Origin of the sequence: Cryptosporangium sp. NPDC048952 (genome assembly GCF_043197895.1) — a bacterium.
In the GTDB taxonomy this organism is placed as follows: Bacteria; Actinomycetota; Actinomycetes; order Mycobacteriales; family Cryptosporangiaceae; genus Cryptosporangium.
Genome location: NZ_JBICTY010000002.1, coordinates 1,483,215 through 1,505,023 on the forward strand (window position 1 = coordinate 1,483,215; position 21,809 = coordinate 1,505,023).

20 protein-coding genes are annotated in these 21,809 nt (G+C 69.3%); 8 read left to right on the forward strand and 12 right to left on the reverse strand.

The features are described 5' to 3' along the window. Positions 1-219: 219 nt before the first annotated feature. Entirely contained in the window at positions 220-1,677 is a 1,458-nt protein-coding gene (locus ACGFY5_RS15210) for a hypothetical protein (RefSeq protein WP_392720229.1), read from the reverse strand. A gap of 194 nt (positions 1,678-1,871) precedes the next feature. Between ACGFY5_RS15210 and ACGFY5_RS15215 the strand changes: the two genes are divergently transcribed. The 4 genes from ACGFY5_RS15215 to solA are packed head-to-tail and all read left to right on the forward strand — an operon-like array spanning position 1,872 to position 5,561. Next, on the forward strand, positions 1,872-2,771 hold the full coding sequence (locus ACGFY5_RS15215; RefSeq protein ID WP_392720230.1) for an ABC transporter substrate-binding protein: 900 nt from the start codon (positions 1,872-1,874) through the stop codon (positions 2,769-2,771). Beyond that, a complete protein-coding gene (locus ACGFY5_RS15220; protein WP_392720232.1) occupies positions 2,768-3,655 on the forward strand; it encodes an amino acid ABC transporter permease in 888 nt (295 codons plus the stop codon). Before ACGFY5_RS15215 ends, ACGFY5_RS15220 begins: the two co-directional genes overlap by 4 nt. A gap of 5 nt (positions 3,656-3,660) precedes the next feature. Further along, positions 3,661-4,413: an amino acid ABC transporter ATP-binding protein gene (locus tag ACGFY5_RS15225; RefSeq protein WP_392720519.1), complete on the forward strand. Its 753-nt coding sequence runs from the start codon at positions 3,661-3,663 to the stop codon at positions 4,411-4,413. Between the two features lie 32 nt (positions 4,414-4,445). Further along, positions 4,446-5,561, forward strand: coding sequence for an N-methyl-L-tryptophan oxidase (gene solA, locus ACGFY5_RS15230; RefSeq protein ID WP_392720233.1), 1,116 nt, complete (start codon positions 4,446-4,448; stop codon positions 5,559-5,561). A 165-nt stretch (positions 5,562-5,726) separates the two neighbouring features. Here solA and ACGFY5_RS15235 read toward each other — a convergent pair whose 3' ends face one another. After that, on the reverse strand, positions 5,727-6,344 hold the full coding sequence (locus ACGFY5_RS15235) for an SRPBCC domain-containing protein (RefSeq protein ID WP_392720234.1): 618 nt from the start codon (positions 6,342-6,344) through the stop codon (positions 5,727-5,729). Positions 6,345-6,626: 282 nt separating this feature from the next. Here ACGFY5_RS15235 and ACGFY5_RS15240 point away from each other — a divergent pair, with 282 nt between their 5' ends. Further along, positions 6,627-7,316 (forward strand): response regulator, encoded by a 690-nt coding sequence (locus ACGFY5_RS15240; protein ID WP_392720235.1) that lies wholly within the window; start codon positions 6,627-6,629, stop codon positions 7,314-7,316. A 7-nt stretch (positions 7,317-7,323) separates the two neighbouring features. On the opposite strand, the gene ACGFY5_RS15245 is transcribed toward ACGFY5_RS15240, so the two are convergent. Continuing rightward, a complete protein-coding gene (locus ACGFY5_RS15245) occupies positions 7,324-8,514 on the reverse strand; it encodes a monooxygenase (RefSeq protein WP_392720236.1) in 1,191 nt (396 codons plus the stop codon). A 180-nt stretch (positions 8,515-8,694) separates the two neighbouring features. Between ACGFY5_RS15245 and ACGFY5_RS15250 the strand changes: the two genes are divergently transcribed. After that, entirely contained in the window at positions 8,695-10,803 is a 2,109-nt protein-coding gene (locus ACGFY5_RS15250) for an MMPL family transporter (RefSeq protein WP_392720237.1), read from the forward strand. 52 nt (positions 10,804-10,855) lie between these two features. On the opposite strand, the gene ACGFY5_RS15255 is transcribed toward ACGFY5_RS15250, so the two are convergent. From ACGFY5_RS15255 to ACGFY5_RS15265, 3 genes are all read right to left on the reverse strand, one after another. Beyond that, positions 10,856-12,304 (reverse strand): ATP-binding protein, encoded by a 1,449-nt coding sequence (locus ACGFY5_RS15255; RefSeq protein ID WP_392720238.1) that lies wholly within the window; start codon positions 12,302-12,304, stop codon positions 10,856-10,858. Further along, on the reverse strand, positions 12,301-12,993 hold the full coding sequence (locus ACGFY5_RS15260) for a response regulator transcription factor (RefSeq protein WP_392720239.1): 693 nt from the start codon (positions 12,991-12,993) through the stop codon (positions 12,301-12,303). Before ACGFY5_RS15260 ends, ACGFY5_RS15255 begins: the two co-directional genes overlap by 4 nt. Positions 12,994-13,254: 261 nt before the next feature. After that, the gene (locus tag ACGFY5_RS15265; protein WP_392720241.1) at positions 13,255-13,854 is read right to left on the reverse strand and encodes a TetR/AcrR family transcriptional regulator; all 600 of its coding nucleotides are present in this window, start codon (positions 13,852-13,854) and stop codon (positions 13,255-13,257) included. Positions 13,855-13,950: 96 nt separating this feature from the next. Between ACGFY5_RS15265 and ACGFY5_RS15270 the strand changes: the two genes are divergently transcribed. Continuing rightward, entirely contained in the window at positions 13,951-15,441 is a 1,491-nt protein-coding gene (locus tag ACGFY5_RS15270) for a carboxylesterase/lipase family protein (protein ID WP_392720242.1), read from the forward strand. Here ACGFY5_RS15270 and ACGFY5_RS15275 read toward each other — a convergent pair. From ACGFY5_RS15275 to ACGFY5_RS15300, 6 genes are all read right to left on the reverse strand, one after another. Beyond that, positions 15,375-15,824: an NUDIX hydrolase gene (locus tag ACGFY5_RS15275; RefSeq protein ID WP_392720521.1), complete on the reverse strand. Its 450-nt coding sequence runs from the start codon at positions 15,822-15,824 to the stop codon at positions 15,375-15,377. The genes ACGFY5_RS15270 and ACGFY5_RS15275 overlap by 67 nt on opposite strands. Positions 15,825-16,123: 299 nt before the next feature. Further along, positions 16,124-17,143, reverse strand: a complete 1,020-nt coding sequence (locus ACGFY5_RS15280) for an amidohydrolase family protein (protein ID WP_392720243.1) — start codon at positions 17,141-17,143, stop codon at positions 16,124-16,126. Next, complete coding sequence (locus ACGFY5_RS15285; RefSeq protein WP_392720244.1) at positions 17,140-18,129, reverse strand: VOC family protein; 990 nt, start codon at positions 18,127-18,129, stop codon at positions 17,140-17,142. The genes ACGFY5_RS15280 and ACGFY5_RS15285 overlap by 4 nt, the downstream gene beginning before the upstream one ends. After that, positions 18,126-19,196 (reverse strand): 4-oxalomesaconate tautomerase, encoded by a 1,071-nt coding sequence (locus tag ACGFY5_RS15290; protein ID WP_392720245.1) that lies wholly within the window; start codon positions 19,194-19,196, stop codon positions 18,126-18,128. Before ACGFY5_RS15290 ends, ACGFY5_RS15285 begins: the two co-directional genes overlap by 4 nt. After that, a complete protein-coding gene (locus tag ACGFY5_RS15295; protein ID WP_392720246.1) occupies positions 19,193-19,897 on the reverse strand; it encodes a 4-carboxy-4-hydroxy-2-oxoadipate aldolase/oxaloacetate decarboxylase in 705 nt (234 codons plus the stop codon). Before ACGFY5_RS15295 ends, ACGFY5_RS15290 begins: the two co-directional genes overlap by 4 nt. Before the next feature lie 470 nt (positions 19,898-20,367). After that, on the reverse strand, positions 20,368-20,751 hold the full coding sequence (locus ACGFY5_RS15300; RefSeq protein ID WP_392720247.1) for a VOC family protein: 384 nt from the start codon (positions 20,749-20,751) through the stop codon (positions 20,368-20,370). A gap of 346 nt (positions 20,752-21,097) precedes the next feature. Between ACGFY5_RS15300 and ACGFY5_RS15305 the strand changes: the two genes are divergently transcribed. Beyond that, positions 21,098-21,535 (forward strand): glycosyl hydrolase, encoded by a 438-nt coding sequence (locus tag ACGFY5_RS15305; protein ID WP_392720248.1) that lies wholly within the window; start codon positions 21,098-21,100, stop codon positions 21,533-21,535. The last annotated feature ends 274 nt before the right edge of the window (positions 21,536-21,809 follow it).

The window sequence follows — 21,809 nt, forward strand, 5'->3', positions numbered from 1 at the left end:
CATTGCTCTGACATTTCTTGGCTGTTCCAAACCTGTAGATGTCCTGCCGCGCGCTCGACGTGAATCCCCTGGAATACGCGTATTTCCAGCAGATCCGGATGTCAAAGTCCTGCCACGGTCCGAGGAGCCGCGGAGGGCATGGCGCATTTCTGACACCCGAGAGGGGTGCTGCTCAGGTCGCCGCACGACCGAGGCGAGTGATGAGCGATCGATGGACGGCTACGCGGCCGGGGTCGCCAGCCGTCCGGTGGGCTCGACCGGACGCCCGAGTTGCGTCGACACGGCATCGGCGAGACGAAGGACCGCCGCTTCGAGTTCCGTCAGCCGCGGCCGAATGGTCTCGGTCGCGCCCACGATGCAGGCGGCCGCGACGACGAGTCCGCTCGCGTCACGGACGGGTGCCGAGACGGCGATCTGCCCGGCCTCCTCGGCGGATCCCTTGGACAGAACCCCGTTCTGGCTGACCGTGCGTACCCGCTCGAGCAGTTCGGCGGCCTCGTTCTCCAGGGCGTCGGGCAGCAGCGGCGGGATCTCGTCGATCTCAAAATCCATGAGCAGTGTGGGCCCGCCGTCGGCGTGGACGATCCGGCACGGCCGGCCGAGCCACGGAGTGAGCGCCAGCCCTTCCCCCGGCCCCTCGAGCACCTCGACCACGGTCAAGCTGCGCATACCGCGCAGCACCGTGAGGAACGAGCACTGCCCGGTGCGGCGGGCCGTCCGGACGACGAGCTCGGCGCACTCCCCCGTCAGGGACGACTCGGTCGCTGCGCGGTGCCACGCGTGCACGGCCCAGCCGAGTCCGACGTCGGTGCCGTCGCTGCGATCGAGAAGTGCGGCGCACGCGTCGACCAGGCGCTGCGTCCGATCGACGCGGAATCCGAGCGCGCGCGAGATCTCGGCGATCGAGGAGCGACCGGCGGCGAGGTGCTCGATCACCCGGGCGGCACCCTCGATCGAGGTGACGGATGCCGCGGTGTCGGTGCGATCTCCGACCGGCCCGGGGTCGGCGAACGCGGCCCCGAGGTCTCCGAACGGCCGCGGGTCGGCCAGCGCGGCCTCGATCTGACGACGCGCGGCCTCGACGGCGCGACGCGCGCGGGCCGCGCCCGAGCGCAGTCGATTGCTGGGCAACCGCACCACGACCACCGCGACGGTCTCCCCCGTCGCCCCCCGCACCGGCGCGGCGATCTCGGCGCGCATGCCGATCGTCGACTCGAACGTCCGCGGCTCCGCACGCCCCACGACGGCCTGATCGGCCCGCAGTACCGCGCTCCGCGGATCGTCGACGGGCTCACCGACCTCCGCCGGGGCGTAGAGCGTCCACGCCGACTCGACGGCGGCCACCACCCGCATGCGCGGACCCGACCGGGCCGCCAGGCATGCCGTCTCTCCCGTCTGCTGGGAAGCCCGGGTGAGGGCGAGGCGGACCGTCTGCGCGTACGGGGCCGCGGCCCGGCCCGAGAGGCGGACGGCGCGCGCGCCGAGCCGGTAGCTCCCGTAGTCCTCGGCCCGCTCCAGCAGCCCGGTGTGCTCCACGTCGGCGCAGAGGCGCGACGCCCGGCTCAGCGACATCCCGAGCCGGGCGGCGATCGTACCGACGGCGATCGCCGCGCGCGGATCGCGGCGCTCGGCCACGATGCGGACCGCGTCCATCGCCGCCTCGACCCGTCTGCTCATCGGCCGATCATCCTCCCGAGGCGGACGTCGGTATACCGGAGATCGCAATTTGGTCGGCGTCGAGTTGCGGCTGGTGCGCGCGTCGGTGAGCGGGTCTCGCGGGCGTCCCTATATTTGCCCGAACTCGTGGGGCACCGTTCGCCCCGGCCTTCACTTCGCCGCTCAACCCCCATTTCGTAGCCGAAGGAACGCCCATGAACCACAACCGCGCCGCCTTCTCCTTTCTCCTCGTCGCAGCGTTACTCGCCGGGTGCTCGAACGAGACCTCGCCCGACGCGAGTCCATCCGACAGCGATTTGTACGACGCGACGATCGCCGCCACGCTCCCCGCCGACGTCAAATCCGCCGGCGTCATCCACGTCGCGAGCGGACCGGGCTACCCGCCGATCCTCGACGTCGGCGAGGACGGCAAGACCCTGTCGGGCTCTCAGCCGGAGGAGGTCCGGCTCATCGGCCAGGTGCTCGGCCTCAAGATCGTTTTCGACGACATCAAATTCGACGCGCTGTTCCCGGCACTCCAGTCGAAGAAGACGGATGCCGCGGCCGCGGCGCTCGGCGTCACCGCGGAGCGACTGCAGACGGTCGACTTCGTCACCGACTACCAGGGCGGCACCACGCTGATCGTGGCCGGCGGCAATCCGGAGAAGCTCTCGCTCGAGACGGTCTGCGGTCACTCCGTCGGCATCCTCAAGGGGTCGGCCGAGGCCGAGGTCGTGCTGCCGGTCTGGCAGAAGAACTGCACCGACGCCGGCAAGCCCGAGATGGTGATCTCGACGTTCACCACCGCCGCGGACGCCGTGCTCGCCACGAGCTCGAAGCGCGTCGACGCGACGATCAGCGCGCTGCCGCCTGCCGTCTACCAGGCCAAGCAGTCGAACGGCGCGCTCGAAGCACTCGACATCAACTTCGACCCGTCGCCGTGGGGCATCGCCTTCCCGAAGGGCTCCGAGCTCGCCGGCCCGTTCCAGGCCGCGCTCAACAAGCTCATCGCGAACGGTGAGTACACGAAGAACCTCGAGAAGTTCGGGGTGCAGGTGGGCGCGGTCGACAAGTCGGAGATCTACACCTCCGCCGACCAGCTCCCGACCAAGTGACGTCCCCGGGCCCGCTCCGGGTCGTCCCCGTCCGGCGGTACGGGCAGTGGATCGCGACGCTCGTCATCCTGGTCGCCGCGGCGATGCTGATCACCTCGGTGATCACGAACCCGCGCTTCCAGTGGGGAACCGTCTTCAGTTACCTCTCCAACGACAACATCCTGGACGGTCTGCTGACCACGCTCATGCTGACCGTCGTCGCGATGGTGGTCGGATGCGTCATCGGCGTGATCATGGCCGTGGGGCGGCAGTCGCGTAATCCGGTGGTCGCCGCGGCCGCGGGCGCGTACATCTGGTTCTTCCGCGGCACACCCCTGCTCGTTCAGCTGATCTTCTGGTTCAACCTCGCGGCGCTCTATCCGCGCATCACTCTCGGCTTCTTCCAGGCCGAAACCAACGAGTTCATCACGCCCATGTTCGCCGCCATTCTGGGTCTCGGACTCAACGAAGGCGCCTACATGTCGGAGATCGTCCGCGCCGGCCTGCTCTCGGTGGATCCCGGCCAGACCGACGCCGCGGAGGCGCTCGGCATGAAACGCCGGCAGGTCTTCCGGCGCATCGTGCTGCCGCAGGCCATGCGCGTGATCATCCCGCCGACCGGCAACGAGACCATCTCGATGCTCAAGACGACCTCGCTGGTGAGCGTGATCGCGATCCCCGACATCCTCTTCGCGGTTCAGACGATCTACTCGAAGAACTTCCTGGTGATCCCGTTGTTGATCACGGTGAGCCTCTGGTACTTGATCGTGACGACGGTCCTCAGCATCGGTCAGTACTTCCTCGAGCGGCGCTTCAAACGCGGCGACCGCGCGCGCGAGCACACGATCCTGACGACGATGCTGCTCGGTCTGCTGCCACGCCATGCCGAGGGGGTGTCCCGATGAGCGCGATGGTCGAGGCGAGAGACGTCCACAAGCATTTCGGCAGTAACCACGTCGTGCGCGGCATCAATCTCACCGTCGCGAGGGGGGAGGTCACGTGCCTGCTCGGTCCGTCCGGCTCCGGGAAGAGCACGTTGCTGCGCTGCATCAACCACCTGGAGAAGATCGACGCGGGCAGCATCAGCGTCGACGGTGAGCTCGTCGGCTACCGCCGCGTGGACGACAAGCTCTACGAACTGCGCGACAACGAGATCGCCGAGCGCCGGCGCAGCATCGGCATGGTGTTCCAGCACTTCAACCTGTTCCCTCACATGACCGTGCTCGAGAACCTGATCGAGGCCCCGATCCAGGTGCGCCGGGAGAAAGCGAAGGACGCGAGCGCACGCGGACGCGAACTGCTCGCGCGCGTCGGCCTCTCCGACAAGGCCGACGCCTATCCCCGGTCGCTCTCCGGCGGCCAGCAGCAGCGCGTCGCGATCGCGCGAGCACTCAACATGCGCCCCACGCTCATGCTGTTCGACGAGCCGACGTCGGCGCTCGACCCCGAACTCGTCGGCGAGGTGCTCGACGTCATGCGGGGCCTGGCCGCCGACGGCATGACCATGATCGTCGTCACCCACGAGATCGGATTCGCCCGCGAGGTCGCCGACACCGTGACGTTCATGGACGACGGCGTCGTCGTCGAGAGCGGGCCGCCGAACGAGGTGCTCGACGCACCGCAGCACCAGCGCACACGGTCGTTCCTCGCCAAGGTCCTCTGAAGGCCAATTTTCGCAGAGAAAGGACGGCCACCATGCAGTCTTTCGACATCGCCGTCGTGGGCCAGGGCGCCCTCGGCAGCGCGGCCGCGTATCACCTCGCGCGACGCAACGCGAACGTCGTCGCATTCGAGCAGTTCGAGCTCGGGCACGTGCGCGGTGCCTCACACGACACGTCGCGCATCGTCCGCACCTCCTACGGGGCCGAGCGCTACGTGCGGCTCGCCCAGTCGGCGTACCGGGACTGGGCGGACTTCGAGGCCGTCTCCGGCGAGCGGCTCGTCACCACCACGGGAGGCCTGATCTTCCTGCCCGTCACGGGGCCGTATTCGGCGGCGGACTTCACCACGAGCCTCGCGGTCGTCGGCATCCCGTACGAGCTGCTCAGCCCGGCCGAGGTGCACGAGCGCTGGCCGCAGTTCCGGATCCCGGAGGGGGTGGAGACCGTCTACACGGCCGACACCGGGATCGCGCACGCATCGCGCACGGTCGCCGCCCTGCAGATGCAGGCCCGCGCGCACGGAGCGGTGCTCCGCGACCGCACACCGGTCGTGCGGCTCGAGCCGGACGACACCGGCGTCGTCGTGCACACGGACGCCGGAGCGGTGCACGCCGGCAAGGTCGTGGTCGCCGCTGACGCCTGGACCAACACGCTGCTCGAGCCGCTCGGCGAAGCCATCCCGCTGGTCACGATGCAGGAGCAGGTCACCTACTTCAAGCCCGCCGACGCTTCGCTGTTCGAGCCCGACGGATTCCCGGTGTGGATCTGGGAAGACGACTTCTGCTTCTACGGGTTCCCGACCTATGGCGAGCCGACGATCAAGGCAGCACGCGACGTGTCCGACAACGTCATGACGCCCGCCGATCGCACCTACGAGCCGTCGGACGACCTGCTCGCCCAGCTCACCGAGTTCGTGAACTCGACGATCCCCGCCAGCGGAGCCGCGCTGCGGACGGTGACGTGCCAGTACGCGCTGACCCCGAACCGCGAGTTCGTGCTGGGCCCGCTGGAGCGGCACCCGAACATCATCGTCGCACTCGGCGCCGGGCATGCCTTCAAATTCACCCCTGCGATCGGGCGCATCCTGGCCGAGCTGGCGATCGACGGCACCACCGCGGACGACATCTCCGCGTTCATGCCCGGCGCCTGACCGCTCTACCCGTGCGGGCACCGACGGCCCGGTGACAGTGGTTGGACACCTTCCCAGGCACCGGGCTGCCGCTGAGGCTTGCCGCGGTGAGCAAGAGTTCGTCGAGCCGCTGCGCGCCTCCGGCGTGCCGGTCCGGCGCCCGATCGGTCCGGATCGGGCAAGACACTAGCGGCGGCCCGACTGCTCGACGTATTCGCGGAGATCGGACAGTGCGAGATCCCAGGCCTCGTCGTGCTTCCGGTACTCCTCCTCGAGCTCCGGCCGCCGCCACCCCATGGCCTCGAATCCCCACTCGGTCACGTGGACCTCCGTGCCGTCGTCCACCTCGGCAACGTCGAACACGACCAGTAGGGAGTGACGCTCGGTGGAGCACCACCGGAACGAGAACCGATACGGCCGGTAGGTCTCGACGACGGTGATCTCGCCGAGGGCGTCGTCCGGCCACCACAGGCGCCGGCGCGCGGGTCGGCTGATCGCCGTGAACACGTCGTCCGGCGTGGCATTCACCAGAATCTGCTGGGTGATCCACACCCGCGCGGATCGGTGCTTTCGACGTTGCCCGGCCGCTACGAAGCACAACGCCAGTCCGGCTCCCGCGAGGAGGAAGCAGGCGCTGGTCGGTCGCTGACCGCTGGGTGGGGTGGGGGTGGCGGCGACCAGGAGGAAGTCGGCGATCCCCCATACGACCGCGAGCCCTCCGAGGACGTAGAGGACCGTGGGGAGCGGGCTCATCGGCGTGGGCGGCCGGCTCTGGGCCGGCCAGACCGCTGGCTGGTAGACCATGTGCGCTCCCTCGGGGAGACGACGAAGGACTCGTACCGTGACAGCGACGTCTACACGCGACCTATACGGCGTCGCGCCGAGCGGGCGTGGGTCGCTCGGGCCATGCGCCGACGACCTCGGCGCCGTTTTAACAGTCGTCTCAGGATCGCTCGGTAAGAAGTAGGCATCGCCGGGCGACGTGGGTCCGGGCCTCGCCGGCATGGCCGGACGCGCCGCGCTCGACAGCGGCACGGTCAGCGCCGGCCCGTACCGGACGGCCGCGACCCGGAAAGGCAGCCATTCATGATCTCTGTGCTCGTGGCGGACGCCCAGCCGCTGCAGCGCTTCGGCTTTCGCATGCTGCTGGAGAACACGCCCGACACCGAGATCGTCGGCGAGGCCGAGAACGGCGCCGAGGCCGTTCGGCGGATCACCGATCTGCGTCCCGACGTGGTGCTGATGGATATCCGCATGCCGGGCCTCGACGGGATCGAGGCCACCCGGCGCATCGTGGCCACCGGTGGGCGGTCGCGGGTCCTGGTGCTGACCACGTTCGACTCGGATCGGTACGCGTTCGCCGCGCTGCGGGCCGGGGCGAGCGGATTCCTGCTCAAGGACATCCGCCCGGACGAACTGCTCGCCGGTATCCGGGCCGTCGCCGCCGGGGACGCGGTGATCGCGCCGGCCCTGACCCGGCGGCTGCTCGACGCGTTCGCCGACCAGCTCGATGGTGAACTCTGCGGGCCCGTGCGGCAGGATCCCCGGCTGGACTTCCTGACCGACCGGGAGCGCGAGGTCCTCGTCGCCATCGGCCACGGCCTGACCAACGGCGAGATCGCGCAACGGTTCACACTGTCGGAGTCGACGGTGAAGACCCACGTCGGACGGGTCCTCGCCAAGATCGGCGCACGCGACCGGATCCAGGCCGTCATCCTCGCTTACGACCTGAGACTCACCCGGCCTGTTCAGCACTTCGTCCCGCGCGACCGGTGACGCCACCTCAGGACTTGCGGGGAGAGACCGTCATGATGCCCGTGCACATCTCGTCGCTGGTGCCGTCGCCCCAGACCACGTAGCGCGGCGGCAGCTTCTTCAGCTGCGGCAGCTGTTTGCGCAGCCCCGCGTCGTGCGTACACGTGACCCGCAGCGTGTCCCCCGGACCGACCTCCACCGGCGACGGCAGCGTCATCAGCCGTTGGTTGTCGAAGTCGAACTGCGGCACGTCCAGCACGACCTTGGCCTTCGGCGTGCCCGGGTTGAGTTCGACCTTCAAGGCCCGCCCGAGCATGTGCATGTGGCCGAAACCGGCGAACAGCGTCATCGGCTCCTCCACCTCGTGGTCGCAGGTCTGGGTGTTACCGGGCGTCGGCGTTCCCCCGCTGCACTCCTCCACCTGACGGTCCGCCATTTCGCCGACGTCCGGCCCGAACCGTTTCGTCACGTCGGCGATCGAGGCCGCCCGATCGCAGAGCGGGCCCGACTCGTCGGCGGCGCAGGGCAGGTCGGTCGGCGCGTCGACCGACCACGTTTCGAGTTCGCGGGTCTGCGGCGTGCCGTCGGTCAGCCGCAGCCGCACCGCCGAGCGGTCCGATCCGCTCGACTTGCCGTCGGTCGCGAGCAGGTTGTAGTGGATCTGGAGGACGACCAGGCTGCCCGGCTCCAGCTTGTAGCCGGCGTCCTGGTCGAGCAGCGTCTCCGCAGCGCCCGGCGCCCAGGTGTCCACCCATGCCGCGTCCCCTTCCTCGACCTCGGCGCCGGCCACACCGGTTCCGCCGAAGCACTGCCACCCGAGACCGGGGGTCTTCGCGTCCTGCGCGCGCACCGCGGCCGCGCCGCCCGGCGGCACCGCGTACACGATGGCGTGGTGCGCGATGGCGACGTTCTCCGGTGTGAACTGCGTCCCGGTCAGGAACGCCGCCTTGGTCAGGCCCGGATCGATCGCCTGGCACCGGTACTCGTCCGTGCCGCCCTCCGGCGGTACGGGCGTGTAGGCCTCGGCCATCTTCCGGTTCAAGAAACGCTCGCCGGCGCGCAGCGGCTGAACCGACGACTCGCCCGTGTGCGCGCTGTGCGAGCCGGCCGCCGGGGGCGATGGACTGGTGCCGGCGTCCGACCCACAGGCGGCGACGGTAGCGATCAGCGTCATGGCGGCTGCCGCGAACATCCACCGTGGACTGTCAGATTTCCTCATGGCCCGAACGCTAGGACCGGCTCCGTCCGGTTTCGTCGTACCGCGGTCGTCATCCTCGGCCGATGACTGGTACCGCAGTACCACCCCGGCAGAGCCTGAGCGTCGGTTTAACGGTCGTCTCAGATTCGCTCGGTACCAAGTGGCCTCGGACAAGCGATCCATTCCGTCAGGAGGCTATTCATGTCAGTCAAAGAAGCTCCGCCCGGCCGGTGGGTGCCGTGGCTGGTGATCGGGTTGTGGGTGGCGCTGGCGGTGGTCATGGTGCCGTTCAGCGGAAAGTTGAGCTCGGTCACCACCGACAAGGCCGTGGACACCCTGCCGGCCAGCGCCGAGTCCACCACGGTGGCGGCGCTGGAGGACAGCCTCCCCGGTGGCGAGGACAACACGTTCGTCTTCGTGTACCACCGCACCGGCGGCCTGACCGACGCCGACCGCGCGACGGCCGAGCGCCACTACGCCACCCTGGCCAGGCGGTACCCACCCACAACGGCAGCGGACGACGGCCCTCCGACGAGGCTGTCCACCGACGGCGAGGCGATGATGTTCACCCTCGACGTGAGCACGGCCTACGGCGGAGCGGAGACCCTCGTCGGCCCGTTGCGGAACGCCGCGAAGGACCGCCCCGCCGGCCTGGAACTCGAGGTGACCGGCCCGGCCGCGATCGACGGCGACATGGAGGCCGTCTTCGACGGCATCGATGTGCAGGTCTTGCTCACCACCATCATCGTCGTCACGATCCTGCTCATCCTCACCTACCGCAGCCCGGTGTTGTGGTTCGTCCCGCTGGTGGCCGTGGGCGCGGCCGCGCTGACCGCGATGGCGAGCGTCTACCTGCTCGTCAAGGGCTTCGGAATCGTGGTCAACGACCAGAACTCCGCGCTCCTGACGATCCTGGTGTTCGGCGTCGGCACGGACTACGCGCTGTTGCTGATCGCCCGGTATCGAGAGACTTTGCACCACCACGAGAACGTCCGGGTAGCGATGGTTCACGCCCTACGCGGCGCGGCGCCGGCCATCGTCGCGTCCGCGGCCACCGTGGTCGCCGGCCTGCTCTGCCTGCTCGCCGCGGACCTGAACAGCACCAGCGGGTTGGGCCCGATCGGTGCGGCCGGCATCCTTTGCGCGCTGGTGGCCATGCTGACGCTGTTCCCGGCGGTGCTCGTGGTGCTCGGCAGGCGGATCTTTTGGCCGGCCATCCCGCGGTTCAGCGCTTCTGTGGTGGAGAAGCCGGGCCTGTGGGGGCGGCTCGCCGCGGTCCTCAACCGCCGCCGGTGGCTGGCGACGCTCGGCGCGCTCGGCATCCTCGGCGTGCTCGTCGTCGGGCTGTCGGGCAACACCGGCGCCCTGCGGGAGCAGGACCAGTTCCTGAACGCGCCCGAGTCGGTCACCGGCTTCACCGTTCTGCGCCAGCACTTCCCGGAGCTCGGCGGCCAGCCGATGACGATCTACACGCGCCCGGCGTCCCAGGAGCGGGTGCTCGACGTCGCCAAGGGCACGCGCGGCGTGGCCATGGCCGCCCCGGGTCCGACCAGCGGCGGCTGGACCGAGATCTCGGTGTTCCCGAAGGACGCGCCGGACAGCCCCGCGGAGTACGACACGATCAAGCGGGTCCGTACCGCCGTGCATGCGGTGGACGGGGCGGAAGCGATCGTCGGCGGACCGAGTGCGGAGCACCTCGACACCGAGGTGACCACCCGCCGCGACGAGAAGCTGGTGATCCCGCTGGTGCTCGCCGTCGTCCTGATCATCCTCGGGCTGCTGCTGCGCGCGATCGTGGCCCCGCTGGTCCTGATGGCCACCGTGGTCGTCTCGTTCGCCGCAGCCTTCGGCGGTAGCGTGTTCGTCTTCGACACGGTCCTCGGTTTCGAGGGGATCGACTATTCGGTGCCGCTGCTGGCATTCCTGTTCCTGGTGGCGCTCGGCGTCGACTACAACATCTTCCTGGCCAGCCGGGCCCGGGAGGAGACCGTGCGTCTCGGCACCAGGGAGGGCATGCTGAAAGCCCTTTCCGCCACCGGTGGCGTCATCACCTCGGCCGGTCTGGTCCTGGCGGCGACGTTCGCGGTCCTCGTCTCGCTTCCGCTGGTGATGCTGATCGAGGTCGGGTTCCTGGTCGCCTTCGGCGTGCTGCTCGACGCGCTACTGGTGCGGTCGGTCCTGGTGCCCGCCCTCACCCTGCTGATCGGACGGCGGATCTGGTGGCCGAACCGGCTGTCCCGTCCGAGGGCGGTGCCGCCGAACGGGCGACACTCGCGCGCCGACGACCAGGAGCTCACGCTGCAACGGTGAGCGCGGCTGAGATCCGGGACGGGGACCCAGGCCCGTCCCGGATCTTTGCCGGTCAGCCCACCGCGGTGTCCTCATCGGCGGTGAACCGCGCGATCGGGGCGGGCGAGGCCGCGACCGGAAGGTCGACCCGAAGCAGCGTCCCTCCGCGTGCGGAGCGGCCGACGGTGGCCCGTCCGCCGTGGGAGTCGACGACCCGCTGCACGATCGACAGCCCGAGACCGGATCCCGGCATCGCGCGGGCGCTGTCGGCACGGTAGAACCGGTCGAATACCCGCGGTACGTCGACGGCGTCGATGCCGGGCCCGGCGTCGTCGACTTTCAGCACCGCCGACGTGCCCTCGACACGGAGCCGGACCTGGACCACCTGATCCGCGGGTGACCACTTGCCGGCGTTGTCGATGAGGTTGAGCACCGCCCGCTGGAGCGCAGCGGGACGCCCACGTACCCATACGGACGTCACGTCGAGCGCGACCTCGATGTCGGGCAAGCGGGACCGCGCCTGGGTCGCGGCGGCCACCACCACGTCGGCGACGTCGAGCAGCTCGGTGCTCTCGTCGCTGACGTCACCGCGGGCCAGGTCGGTCAGCTCGGCGGCCAGGGTGCTCAACTCGGCCACCTGGGTGCCGAGATCGTTGAGCAGCCGGGTCCGGCTTTCCGCCGAGAGGGCGGTGTCGAGAGTGCCACGCCGGTTGAGCCGGACCAGCAGCTCGATGTTGAGGCGCAGGCTGGTGAGCGGCGTCTTGAGCTCGTGGGCGGCGTCCTCGGCGAGCAGCCGTTGGGCCTGCCGGGAGTCCCGGAGCGCGGCGAGCATGTCGTTGATCGACTGGCTCAGCCGCCGGATCTCCCCACCGCCCTCGTCCGGGATGTCGGCATCGAGATTCCGGGTGCGCGCGACCCGGACCGCTGCGGCGGTCAGCCGGTCGATCGGCGCCAGCCCGGTCCGCGCCACGGTTCGCCCGACCAGGGCGCCGCCGGCCACGCAGAGCAGCCCGATCAGCAGCATGCCGAACCCGAACTGGTTGATCGGGCTGTCGTCGGCGAGGTCGGCCACCTGGACCGCGCCGTCGCCCGCCCGCAGCGTGTAGATGCGGTAGCCGTCGTTCCAGTCGGTCGACTCGATCAGGTCGGCCGACGCGCCCTGCGCCACGCGCCCGGCGTGCTCGCTGACGGGGGGCAGCGCGGGTTGGCCGGCCGGCGTCCGGGTCGAGCCGTCGGGCAGGATGACCCGCACCAGCCGACCGGATCCGGGATACGGCGGCAGCTGCACCCGCGCCAGACCGGCGCGCTCCGCGTTCGTCGCCAGGACACGGGCGTCGGCGCGTAGCTGATTCTCGGCGGCGTCCCGCAGCTTCCGGTCCATCAGCTCGCTGGCCACCTGGAAGGACACGAACACGCTGACCGCGATGGCCGTCGCCGCAATCACCGTCAGCCTGGTCCGCAGCGACCGCCGGCGCCACCATCGGGTCAGCCGGCGCGGTTCCCGGCGGGCGTTCCTGCTCACGGAGGAGTCTCCCGCAACGTGTATCCCAGGCCGCGCAGCGTGTAGATCAACCGCGGCTCGCCCTCGGCCTCCATCTTGCGGCGCAGGTAGCTCACGTACACCTGAAGGTTGTTGGCGGTGGTGCTCATGTCGAAGCCCCAGATCGCCTCGAAGAGCGCGTCGCGGGTCAAGACCCGCGTCGCGTTGCGCAGGAGGACCTGCAGGAGGGAGAACTCGGTCCGGGTCAGGCGCAACGGCCGCTCGCCCCGCCACGCCTCGAATCGGTCGGGGTCGAGCCGGACGTCGGCGAACGACAGGATCTGCGACTCCTCGTCTGCCGGCGCGCGCCGGCGCAGCAAGGCTCGCACCCGGGCCAGCAATTCCTCGGTGGCGAACGGCTTGGGCAGGTAGTCGTCGGCGCCCGCGTCCAGCCCTGCGACCCGGTCCGAGATCTGGTCACGAGCGGTCAACATCAGCACCGGCAGATCCCGGCCCGCCGCCCGTAACCGCCGGCAGGTCTCCAACCCGCCGAGCCGGGGCATCATCACGTCGAGGATCAGCAGATCCAGCGTGTCGCCGTCGGTCCCACCGACCCCGTCGAGCACCGCGAGACCGTTGGCGACGGTACTGGTTTCGTAACCTTCGACCTGGAGCACCCGCTCCAGCGACTCACGGATGGCCGCCTCGTCATCCGCGATCATGATCCGCACGCCGGCCCACCCTCTCCAGTCGATGCTTTTTGCCGCTCACTCTCCCCGATCATCCTGAAGCGAGTATTAGAGCCGTCGCCGCTGTGCGCCCGCGGGTCGCGCTCCAGCGGATGCCCGCACGCTCCCGGCCTCCGGCAGCGTGGATGCATGCACTGGCTGACCGACAGCATCGGCGGCTACCTCCTGGGCCTGCTCCTGGTCGGCCTACTGACCCGCCTCCCTTGGTCGCCGCCCCTAACCCCGGGCCGTGTCTGGGGACAGTCACGTACGGCTGAACAGCCGGTCCAGATGCACGTCGATCGCGGCGAGCGCATCGTGGGGCTCGATCACGTCGAGTTCGATCAGCGAGGTGAAGCCGGTGAGGGCGAGGAGCAGGTTGGTCTCGGTCGCCGGGTCCCGGCCGGAGTCGATGTGCCCGTCGGCGATTGCCTGGCGGACCAACTGCTCGACAAGGGACCGCCCCTGGACGAGGCCGCGGCGCGCCTGCTCGTGCATGACCTCGTCGTGCAGCGCCTCCAGGACGTAGGCGGCGCTCATCCGGCTGGTCGCGCGGGCGTCGGCATGCAGGGGAAGCATTTCCGCGAGCGTCAGTCGCAGCACGTCACGGGGGTGCGGACGGTCACCGAGCTGGTCAAGCCCCCGCTGTATTCGCACCGAGGTCTGCTCGGAGGCGAAGTCCATGGCGAAGGAGAGCATGGCGGCCCGGGAGGCGAAGTAGTGCTGCAGCTGCCCGTGTGACATGCCCGCCTCCTGTGCCACCACGCGCATCGTCAGCTGCGTGACGCCGCGCTGCTCCACTACTCGCCACAGTGCGCGGGCGATCGCTTCGCGGCGTTCGCGGTGATCCACCTGTTTCGGCATCCCTGGTCGCTCCCTCATACCCTGGTCTTTTCCAATCCAGTTGACATAATACATCTGGCTTATAACCTTGGGGTCTACGCCAGGGAAGGAATCGTCATGGTCGAACAGCCAGACGTACAGACCACGGAGGGCGTGGTGCAGGGGCGCTGGCGGCAGGGCCACGCGGTGTTCCGGGGCATCCCCTACGCCCAGCCCCCGGTCGGAGCGCTTCGCTTCGCCGCGCCCGCGCCACCACCCCGCTGGGAGGGAACGCGGCAGGCAGTCGAGTTCGGCCCGGCCGTGCCGCTGTCCCTGCCGATCGACGTCACTCCGCAGGGCACCGACTGGCTGACGCTCAACGTCAGCACTCCGGATCCCGGCGCCGCGGGGCTGCCGGTGCTGGTGTGGATCCCCGTGGGCGGCTACCTCTCGGCGGCGTCGAGCGACCCGATGTTCGACCCGGCAGCGCTCACCGAGGCGGGACTCGTCGTGGTGATCATCAACTGCCGGGTGGGCGCGGAGGGATTCGCGTTCCTCGACGACGTGCCGCCCAACCGCGGATTCCTCGACCAGATCGCGGCGCTGGAGTGGGTGCAGCGCAACATCGCCGCCTTCGGAGGCGACCCCGGCCGGGTCACCGTGGGCGGGGTGTCCGCCGGGGCGGGCTCGGTCGCCGCCCTGCTGACGATGAAGTCCGCACGCGGCCTGTTCCGGCGGGCCATCGCCCATTCGGTGCCCGGGCTGTACAGCACCCCGGCGCTGGCCCGGCAGGTCACCGCCGCGTTCGCGGACCGGCTCGGCGCGGCGGCCCCCACCGCCGAGGCCCTGCGCGACATCGACCCCTGGCACCTGGCCGCCGAGCTCACCTCCTTCAACGCCGGCCTCCACGCGCACCAGGGAAGTTGGGGACGCCTGACGGCGACCGGCACCGCGCTGTGCCCCGTCGTCGATGGCGAGGTCCTCCCGGAAATGCCCTGGCCCGCGCTGACCGAGGCGCGAGCGAACGGGACCGAACTGCTCGTCGGCCACGCCCGGGACGAATTCCGGTACTTCAGCGTGGTGAGTGGACGGTACGGAACCTTCACCGAGGAGGACGCCGACGCTGCCCTGGAACTGCTTGCCCCGCAGCCGGACGGCGCGCGGGCCTATGGTGCCACGTTCCCGCAGGCAGGCCCGGAGGAGCTGGTGGAAACGGTGTACTCCGACGCCCTCTTCCGCATGCCGTCACAGAAGCTGGCCGAGGCGAACGCCGCTGCCGGTGGCACCTCGTACCTGTTCGAACTGTGCTGGGTTGCCCCGGCCCTCGGCGGCATCCTGGGCGCCTGCCACAGCCTCGACATGCCCCTGGCGTTCGGCACGCTGGACAGCCCCGTGGGCACCCAGCTGATCGGCGAGGAGCCCAACCCCGAGGCCGTCGCGCTCTCCCGCGAATTCCAGGAGGTATGGGTCCGCTTCGTCACCACCGGCGACGCGGGCTGGTCGGCTCACCGGCCCGGCGAACAGCTCACCCGCGTCCTGGACACCGAATCGAAGACTCTGCCCTACCCCGAACAGGCATCCCACCAGATCTGGGAAGGCCACTTCCCCGCCCCCTTCGATCTCTCGTAATTCGCGCTGTCCCTCAGCTCCGGTCCCGCCAGGTGGTCAGCACGGACCGGACGGCGCTGGAGACCTGTTGCTGTTCTGTGAGGTCGGCCCCCTGGTGCTGGTCGTGCTCGGTCAGCCTCACCGCGTCGCCCTGGATGGTGGTGGTGGCGGCGAAGTTGAACTTGGTAGTCGAAGTGGCCGAGGTAGGCCTCGATCGCGGTGACGGTGAGGCCGGTCTCTTCGTAGACCTCTCTGTGCAGGGCCTCGGTGAGGGTTTCGCCGTCGTCGACGCCGCCGGACGGCAGCTCCCAGAGGCCGCCGAGATAGTCCTCAGCGGCGCGGCGCAGCAGCAGGATCTTGCCCCCGGTATCGGCGATGACGGCGCCGACAACATGTTTGGTGATCGCGTCACGGTCGGCGGCGGCGAGCTACCGGCACATCGACACCGCCCGCTACTACCGCAACGAAGAAGGCATGGGCACCGCCGCGCGTGGCCCTGTGGAGGATCTGCTCGGCTACGGACGCCGAGCGGACTACGCACGCCCGCGACGCGGACGACCCGAGTATTTACCCAGCTCACATGCCTGCGTCGCTGCTCCAGCGGACGCCCCGTAAATCTGTCGGCTCAGCCGACTGCAGTGGCCGCGCCGTCGTCAGAGATCGACTGCGACGGGCCGGCACAGACCAAGCGCAAGCAGACCCGTTAACGAGATCTTTGACGAAGAGCGACGTCCAGGCGAGGGTAGACGCGGCGCGCGTTTCCCTCGTACACCCCCTGTCGGCTCGATCCGCTGAGCGGCAGGGCATCGACGTACCGGCGGGTGTCGTCGAAGTACTGACCGGTCTGCGGGTCGATCCCGCGAACCGCGCCGACCATCTCCGAGCCGAACAGGATGTTGTCCACGCCGACGACGTCGAACAGCAGATTGATGCCCGGCTGGTGGTAGACGCAGGTATCAAAGAAGACGTTGCTCATCACCGACCCGGCCAGCGGCGGTCGCCCGAGCATGTCGGCCAGTCCGCGGAACCGCCCCCAGTGGTAAGGCACCGCGCCGCCGCCGTGCGGGATGACGAACCGCAAGCTGGGAAACGTCTCGAACAAGTCGGACTGCAAGAATTGCATGAACGCGGTGGTGTCGGCGTTGAGATAGTGCGAGCCCGTGGCGTGGAAGTTGGGGTTGGTCACCGCCGACACGTGCACCATGGCTGGTACGTCCAGCTCGACCATAACCTCGTAGAACGGGTACCAGCTCTCATCGGTCAGCGGTGGTGAGGTCCAGTGGCCGCCGCTGGGGTCGGGATTGAGGTTGCAACCGACGAAGCCCAGCTCTTCCACGCAGCGACGCAGCTCGCCCACCGAGTTGGCGATCGGCACGCCGGGCGACTGGGGCAGCTGGCACACTCCGATGAACTTGTCGGGGTAGAGCTCCACCACCCGGGCGATCAGGTCGTTGGACACTCGCGCCCAGGCGGCGCTGACGGCCTCGTCGCCGAAGTGGTGGCCCATCGCGGACGCGCGCGGCGAGAAGACGGTGAGGTCGATGCCGCGCTCGGCCATCAACCGCAGCTGGTTGCCCTCGACCGTCTCCCGGATCTCGTCGTCGGTGATCTCGGGATACCTCGGCGGCTGCGCGCCCGACCGGTACGCCGCCTGCTGCGCCTCCCGCCAAGAGGTGTGCGCGGCCGGCGCGGTCGTGTAGTGGCCGTGACAGTCGATGATCATGGCCGGTCGTTCGCCCCGTCCGGGGCCACGACGGGGGTGCCGTGGGTGTGGAAGGTCTCGATCGTCTTGAGGCCCCATGCCTGCCCCTTGGCCCGCTCCTCGCGGGTCCAGCTGATCGTCTTCCAATCCGGCGCCAGAATCAGCCGGGCACCCGCGTTGCAGATCTCGATGCGGTTGCCCCCGGGTTCCCAGACGTACAGGAAGAACGTCTGTTGGATGGAATGCTTGTGCGGTCCGGTCTCGATGTGTACGCCGGCGTCGAGGCAGACGTCGGCCGCACGCAAGATTTCTTCGCGGGTGTCGGTGGCGAAGGCGATGTGGTGCAGGCGGCCGCTGGTACCGGTCCAGTCCTCGGTGTACACGAGGTCGTAGGTTTTGTTGCCGACGTTGTACCAGATGGCTTGAGGGCTGCCGTCGTCCTTGACGATCTGTTCGGTGCAGCGGGCACCCAGGACGTCGCGCAGGAAGGCCGACGTCGCCGGCACGTCGGCGGTCAGGTAGTTGACGTGATCGAGGCGGCGCAGATTGGCACCCCGGCCGGGGTAGGCGGCCGCCTGGTTCTTCAGTGCGGGACGGTCGGTGTCATCGGCGCGGTACCACTCGACGTCCCAGTACAGGCCCAGCTCGTGACCGTCCGGGTCGGCGAAGAGATACACCTCCCCCAGGTTGTGCACGTCGGTCACGACACCGCGGCCCAGCCCGGCGGCCTCGATCTGCGCGATGAGCCGGTCGACGCCCTCCGGGCTGCCGGCGCGGAGATAGGTGCGGCCGATGCCGGCCGCCTCCCGCTGTACGAGTCGAACCGTCCACGACTGGTAGTCGTCCCAGGTGTGCAGGTAGATCGAGGTGTCGTCGCGGTACACCTCACGCAGTCCCATCACGTCCACGAAGAAGTCGCGGGACGCCTGCAGGACGGGGGTGTACAGCTCAACCGGGCCGACGTGGGCGATTTCCCGGCGACGGTCGGGGTCGTGCGTGAGGCTCATGGGAGGGCCTTTCCGCTGCGTGGCCACACGAGGCCGTCGGACAACTTGCGGGCAGTGCGGACGACGGCGCTCGTGCGGACCCGGGTGGCCGGGCCATCGCCGTCCAGCTCCAGGTGGACGTCGAAGGAGCCGGTCGGGTGCTCGATGCGCACCAGGCCGCCCTCGGCGGCCATGCTCGCCACCGTGCCCGGTGCGAGCACGCCGGCCGCGACCGACACGGCGCCGAGCACGCCGATCGCGGAGTGGACCCGGTGCGGGATGAAGGTGCGGGTCGTCACCGTTCCCCCGTGCCGGGGCGGCGACACGATGGTGATTTTGGGAACGGTGGTGTTTCGGACGTCGCCGAGGCCCAGGGCCGGACCTGCCTCCCGCCGGACAGCCTCCACCCTGGACCGCAGCGTCTCGTTGGCCTCCAGCGTCTCCGGCAGCTCGGTCCCGTCGATGTCCAGGTCGGTAGCGCGGACCAGCAGCACCGGCATGCCGGCGTGCACGCAGGTGACCTCGATCCTGGCGAACCGGTCGACGAGACGTCCGGTGGGAAACACCGGTGCGTCGCCGCCAGGGAACTCGAGTTCGATCGGGGCGGCGGGGAACGGCGTGCCGGCCATGACCGTGTCTCCGTCGTAGCGCACCCGACCGTCAGGTGTTCGTACACGCGCAGTCGCGAAACTCGTCGTTGGGTTCATGATGCGGATGCGAACGTCGGTGATTTCTCCGGCGACCGCGACCAGTCCCCGCTCGACGGCGAACGGCCCGACCCCGGCGAGCAGGTTGCCGCAGGTCTGGGCGTCGGTGACGGTCGCCCGGTCGGGCACCACCTGGAGGAAGAGATAGTCGACGTCGGCGTCCCCGGTCGACGAAGGGCTGAGCACCGCCACTTTGCTGGTGAGCGGATGTCCGCCGCCGAGACCGTCGATCTGGCGTTCGTCCGGCGAGCCCATGATGCGCAGCAGCAGGTCGTCGCGCTCGTCCGGATCAGCCGGCAGATCGTCGCTCAGGAAGTACGCGCCCTTCGAACTGCCGCCGCGCATCTGCATGCAGCGGATCCCGTCGATCTCATAGCTCATGTCGCACCGTCGTCGGGCAGCCGGTCCACGTATTCGACGCCGAGGTCGGCGAGCAGCGAGCGCAAGTTGTACATGTCGACGCCGAGCGCCCCGGCCTCCAACTGGGCCCGCTTGTCGGCCTCGTTGGCCAGTCGCTGGGCCGCGGCCTCGGCAACCTGACGGCCGGCCGAGATCGGCAGGACCAGAACGCCGTCATCGTCGGCGATCACGATGTCGCCGGGCCGGACCAGCTGCCCGGCCGCGACGACCGGCACGTTCACCGAGCCCGGGCTGGCTTTGACCGTGCCCTGCGCGTGCACGGAGCGCGACCAGACCGGGAAGCCCATTTCGCGCAGCGTGGCGATGTCACGTACGCCGGCGTCACTGACCAGGCCGATGACTCCATGGGCCCGAAGAGACGCGGCAAGCAGATCACCGAACATCCCGTCGGTCGACGGCGAGGTGGTGGTCACCACGAGAACGTCGCCGGGTCGGCACACCTCCACCGCCGCGTGGATCATCAGGTTGTCGCCAGGGTGACAAGACACGGTGATCGCCGAGCCGGCGATCACCGCGCCCGTCTGACGGGCCTGGACGGCGGGGCCGAGCAGGCCGATCCGCCCGGCCGCCTCGTGCGCGGTGGCGACTCCAGCCCTTCCGATGGTGGCGATGATGTCGTCGGCGGCCCGGTCGACGGACCGCACTACGTAGTGAGCAGCCATGGGGTCCCAACGGTTCGTAGACGGGGGCATCCGTTGACCGTCAACGATCAACCGTCCCGAGTTCGCCGAACGTAAGCCGGTGTTAGCAATATTGTCAACAATATTTCGCTGTCGGGCGCATTTGCCCCCACGGGAGGGCCCATGCTCCGATCCTGGCGCCTATCCGCTGTTACCGCCCGGCGCCGGACGCTGGCGCCAGCCGGCGCTCGGACTGCTGATCGTTACGATCGCCGAGGCCGTCCCTCGGCCGGGCATGGTCGATCACCGGCTCCTGCCGCCGTTCAGCTCGATGGCCCGATCACGGGGCCGACAGGTCGCCGTGCTGGTACCGTCCCACCGGCCGACCCTGGTCCTCGAAGACGTCCGGGTCGACCCGTCCGACGAGCGGTACCAGCCCGGCACCCGATCCTCGCCTGAACCATGCCCTGGCGGCAGCAAGAGAGTGAACAAGGCAGCAGCCGGGCTATCCGCTAAGCGACGCAAAACTCATTGCCCTCCGGGTCGAGCATGACGACATGATCGAACTGCCCGCCGTAGAACTCCTCACGCACAACGGTCGCACCGGCCGGCACGAGGCGGGCAACCGTCGACCGGACCAGGCGTTCACGTTCGGCGGCATCCCCTGAAATCTCCGCGGCGACCCGGATATCGATATGCATCCGGTTCTTCGCCGTCTTGCCCTCCGGAACTCGCAGAAAGCCGATAGCCGGACCTGTCCCGTCCGGATCGACGATCGAGGCACCGTCCGGATCCTCATAACCGGGCTCGAACACGTAGCCCAACGCGTCTGCCCAGAACGCCGCGATCCGCTGCGGATCCACGGCGTCACACCCCAGCGTCCAACGCATCGCCATCCGCACACGCTACCGGCCGCCCAGCCCTCGATCTGCGGACCAGGCAGCAGCCCTCGAGTCTGTCGATGTCTGCGGCGTGAGCGAGCGTTTCCCGGACGCCGAGGCCGTCCGGCCGCGCCTGCTGCGCTGACTTCATCAGTGCGCCGCCGCGGTCGAAAGCGGTAGCTCGCAGGGCAATCCTGCAGGGACTCGGGACCAGTTCCTCGCAGGAGTCCTTGCGCCCATCGCTCTCGGACGTCAACACCCTGCGGGGGCGCACTGCCGGTTGGCCCGAAACGCCCGTTGAATGACTTCTGCGCAGCTGGCCTCCGGCCTGCGACTCCTCCGAACTGAATGGAGACACCGCGTGCGACTCATTCGACATCTCTCCGTTGTCGCATTTGCCAGCTTGTTGTTCCTTGTCGGTCTGAGCATCGTTTCCTCGCCTGCGCAGGCAGCCAACCCCTGGGATTGCGCAGCCGGCGACAACCCGAACAACTTCTCCGGGACTGTTTCGACTCCCTTGGCTCCCGCGCGTTCGGGTAGCCGGGCGATTGAATTCCGCTTCCACGCAGGCCACCGCTGCGCCTGGGGACGCATTCTCTACGGCGCACCCGGCGACCTGGTCTGGGTGGACTGGAAAAACAGCAGGTCCGACCCCGACTCCGCCCGCGTGCAGCTACGAGTCTGGCAAATTAATGACGGCGAAAGTCAGTTCACGAACTCCTACAACGACGCGGGCCACGTGATGCGCGCCTGCGGTCAGGCGGTCGGACAGCCCGTGGGCTGCACCGGCTGGTACTGAACCGAGCCCTGTCGGCCGCACGAGGTTTCCTACCGGCCGACAGGGGTTCGGTTCCGCTCCGCGCAGTGTGCTGACCCTTTGAAAGCGTGTTCGTGAATCTCGGTCGAGAGCGGTTCGGGGAGAGACGGGTGCGCTAGCGGGTGGCCGGTCGTCCTCGCGCCGGGCGTGGGGTTGTGGTGGCGATCGCGGCCTAGCGGATCGTGGCTCCGCTGGTAGCCGGAATGGCGTTTGTAGTCGCGGACCAGCCGCCGCACGAGGTCAGCCAGGCGAGGGC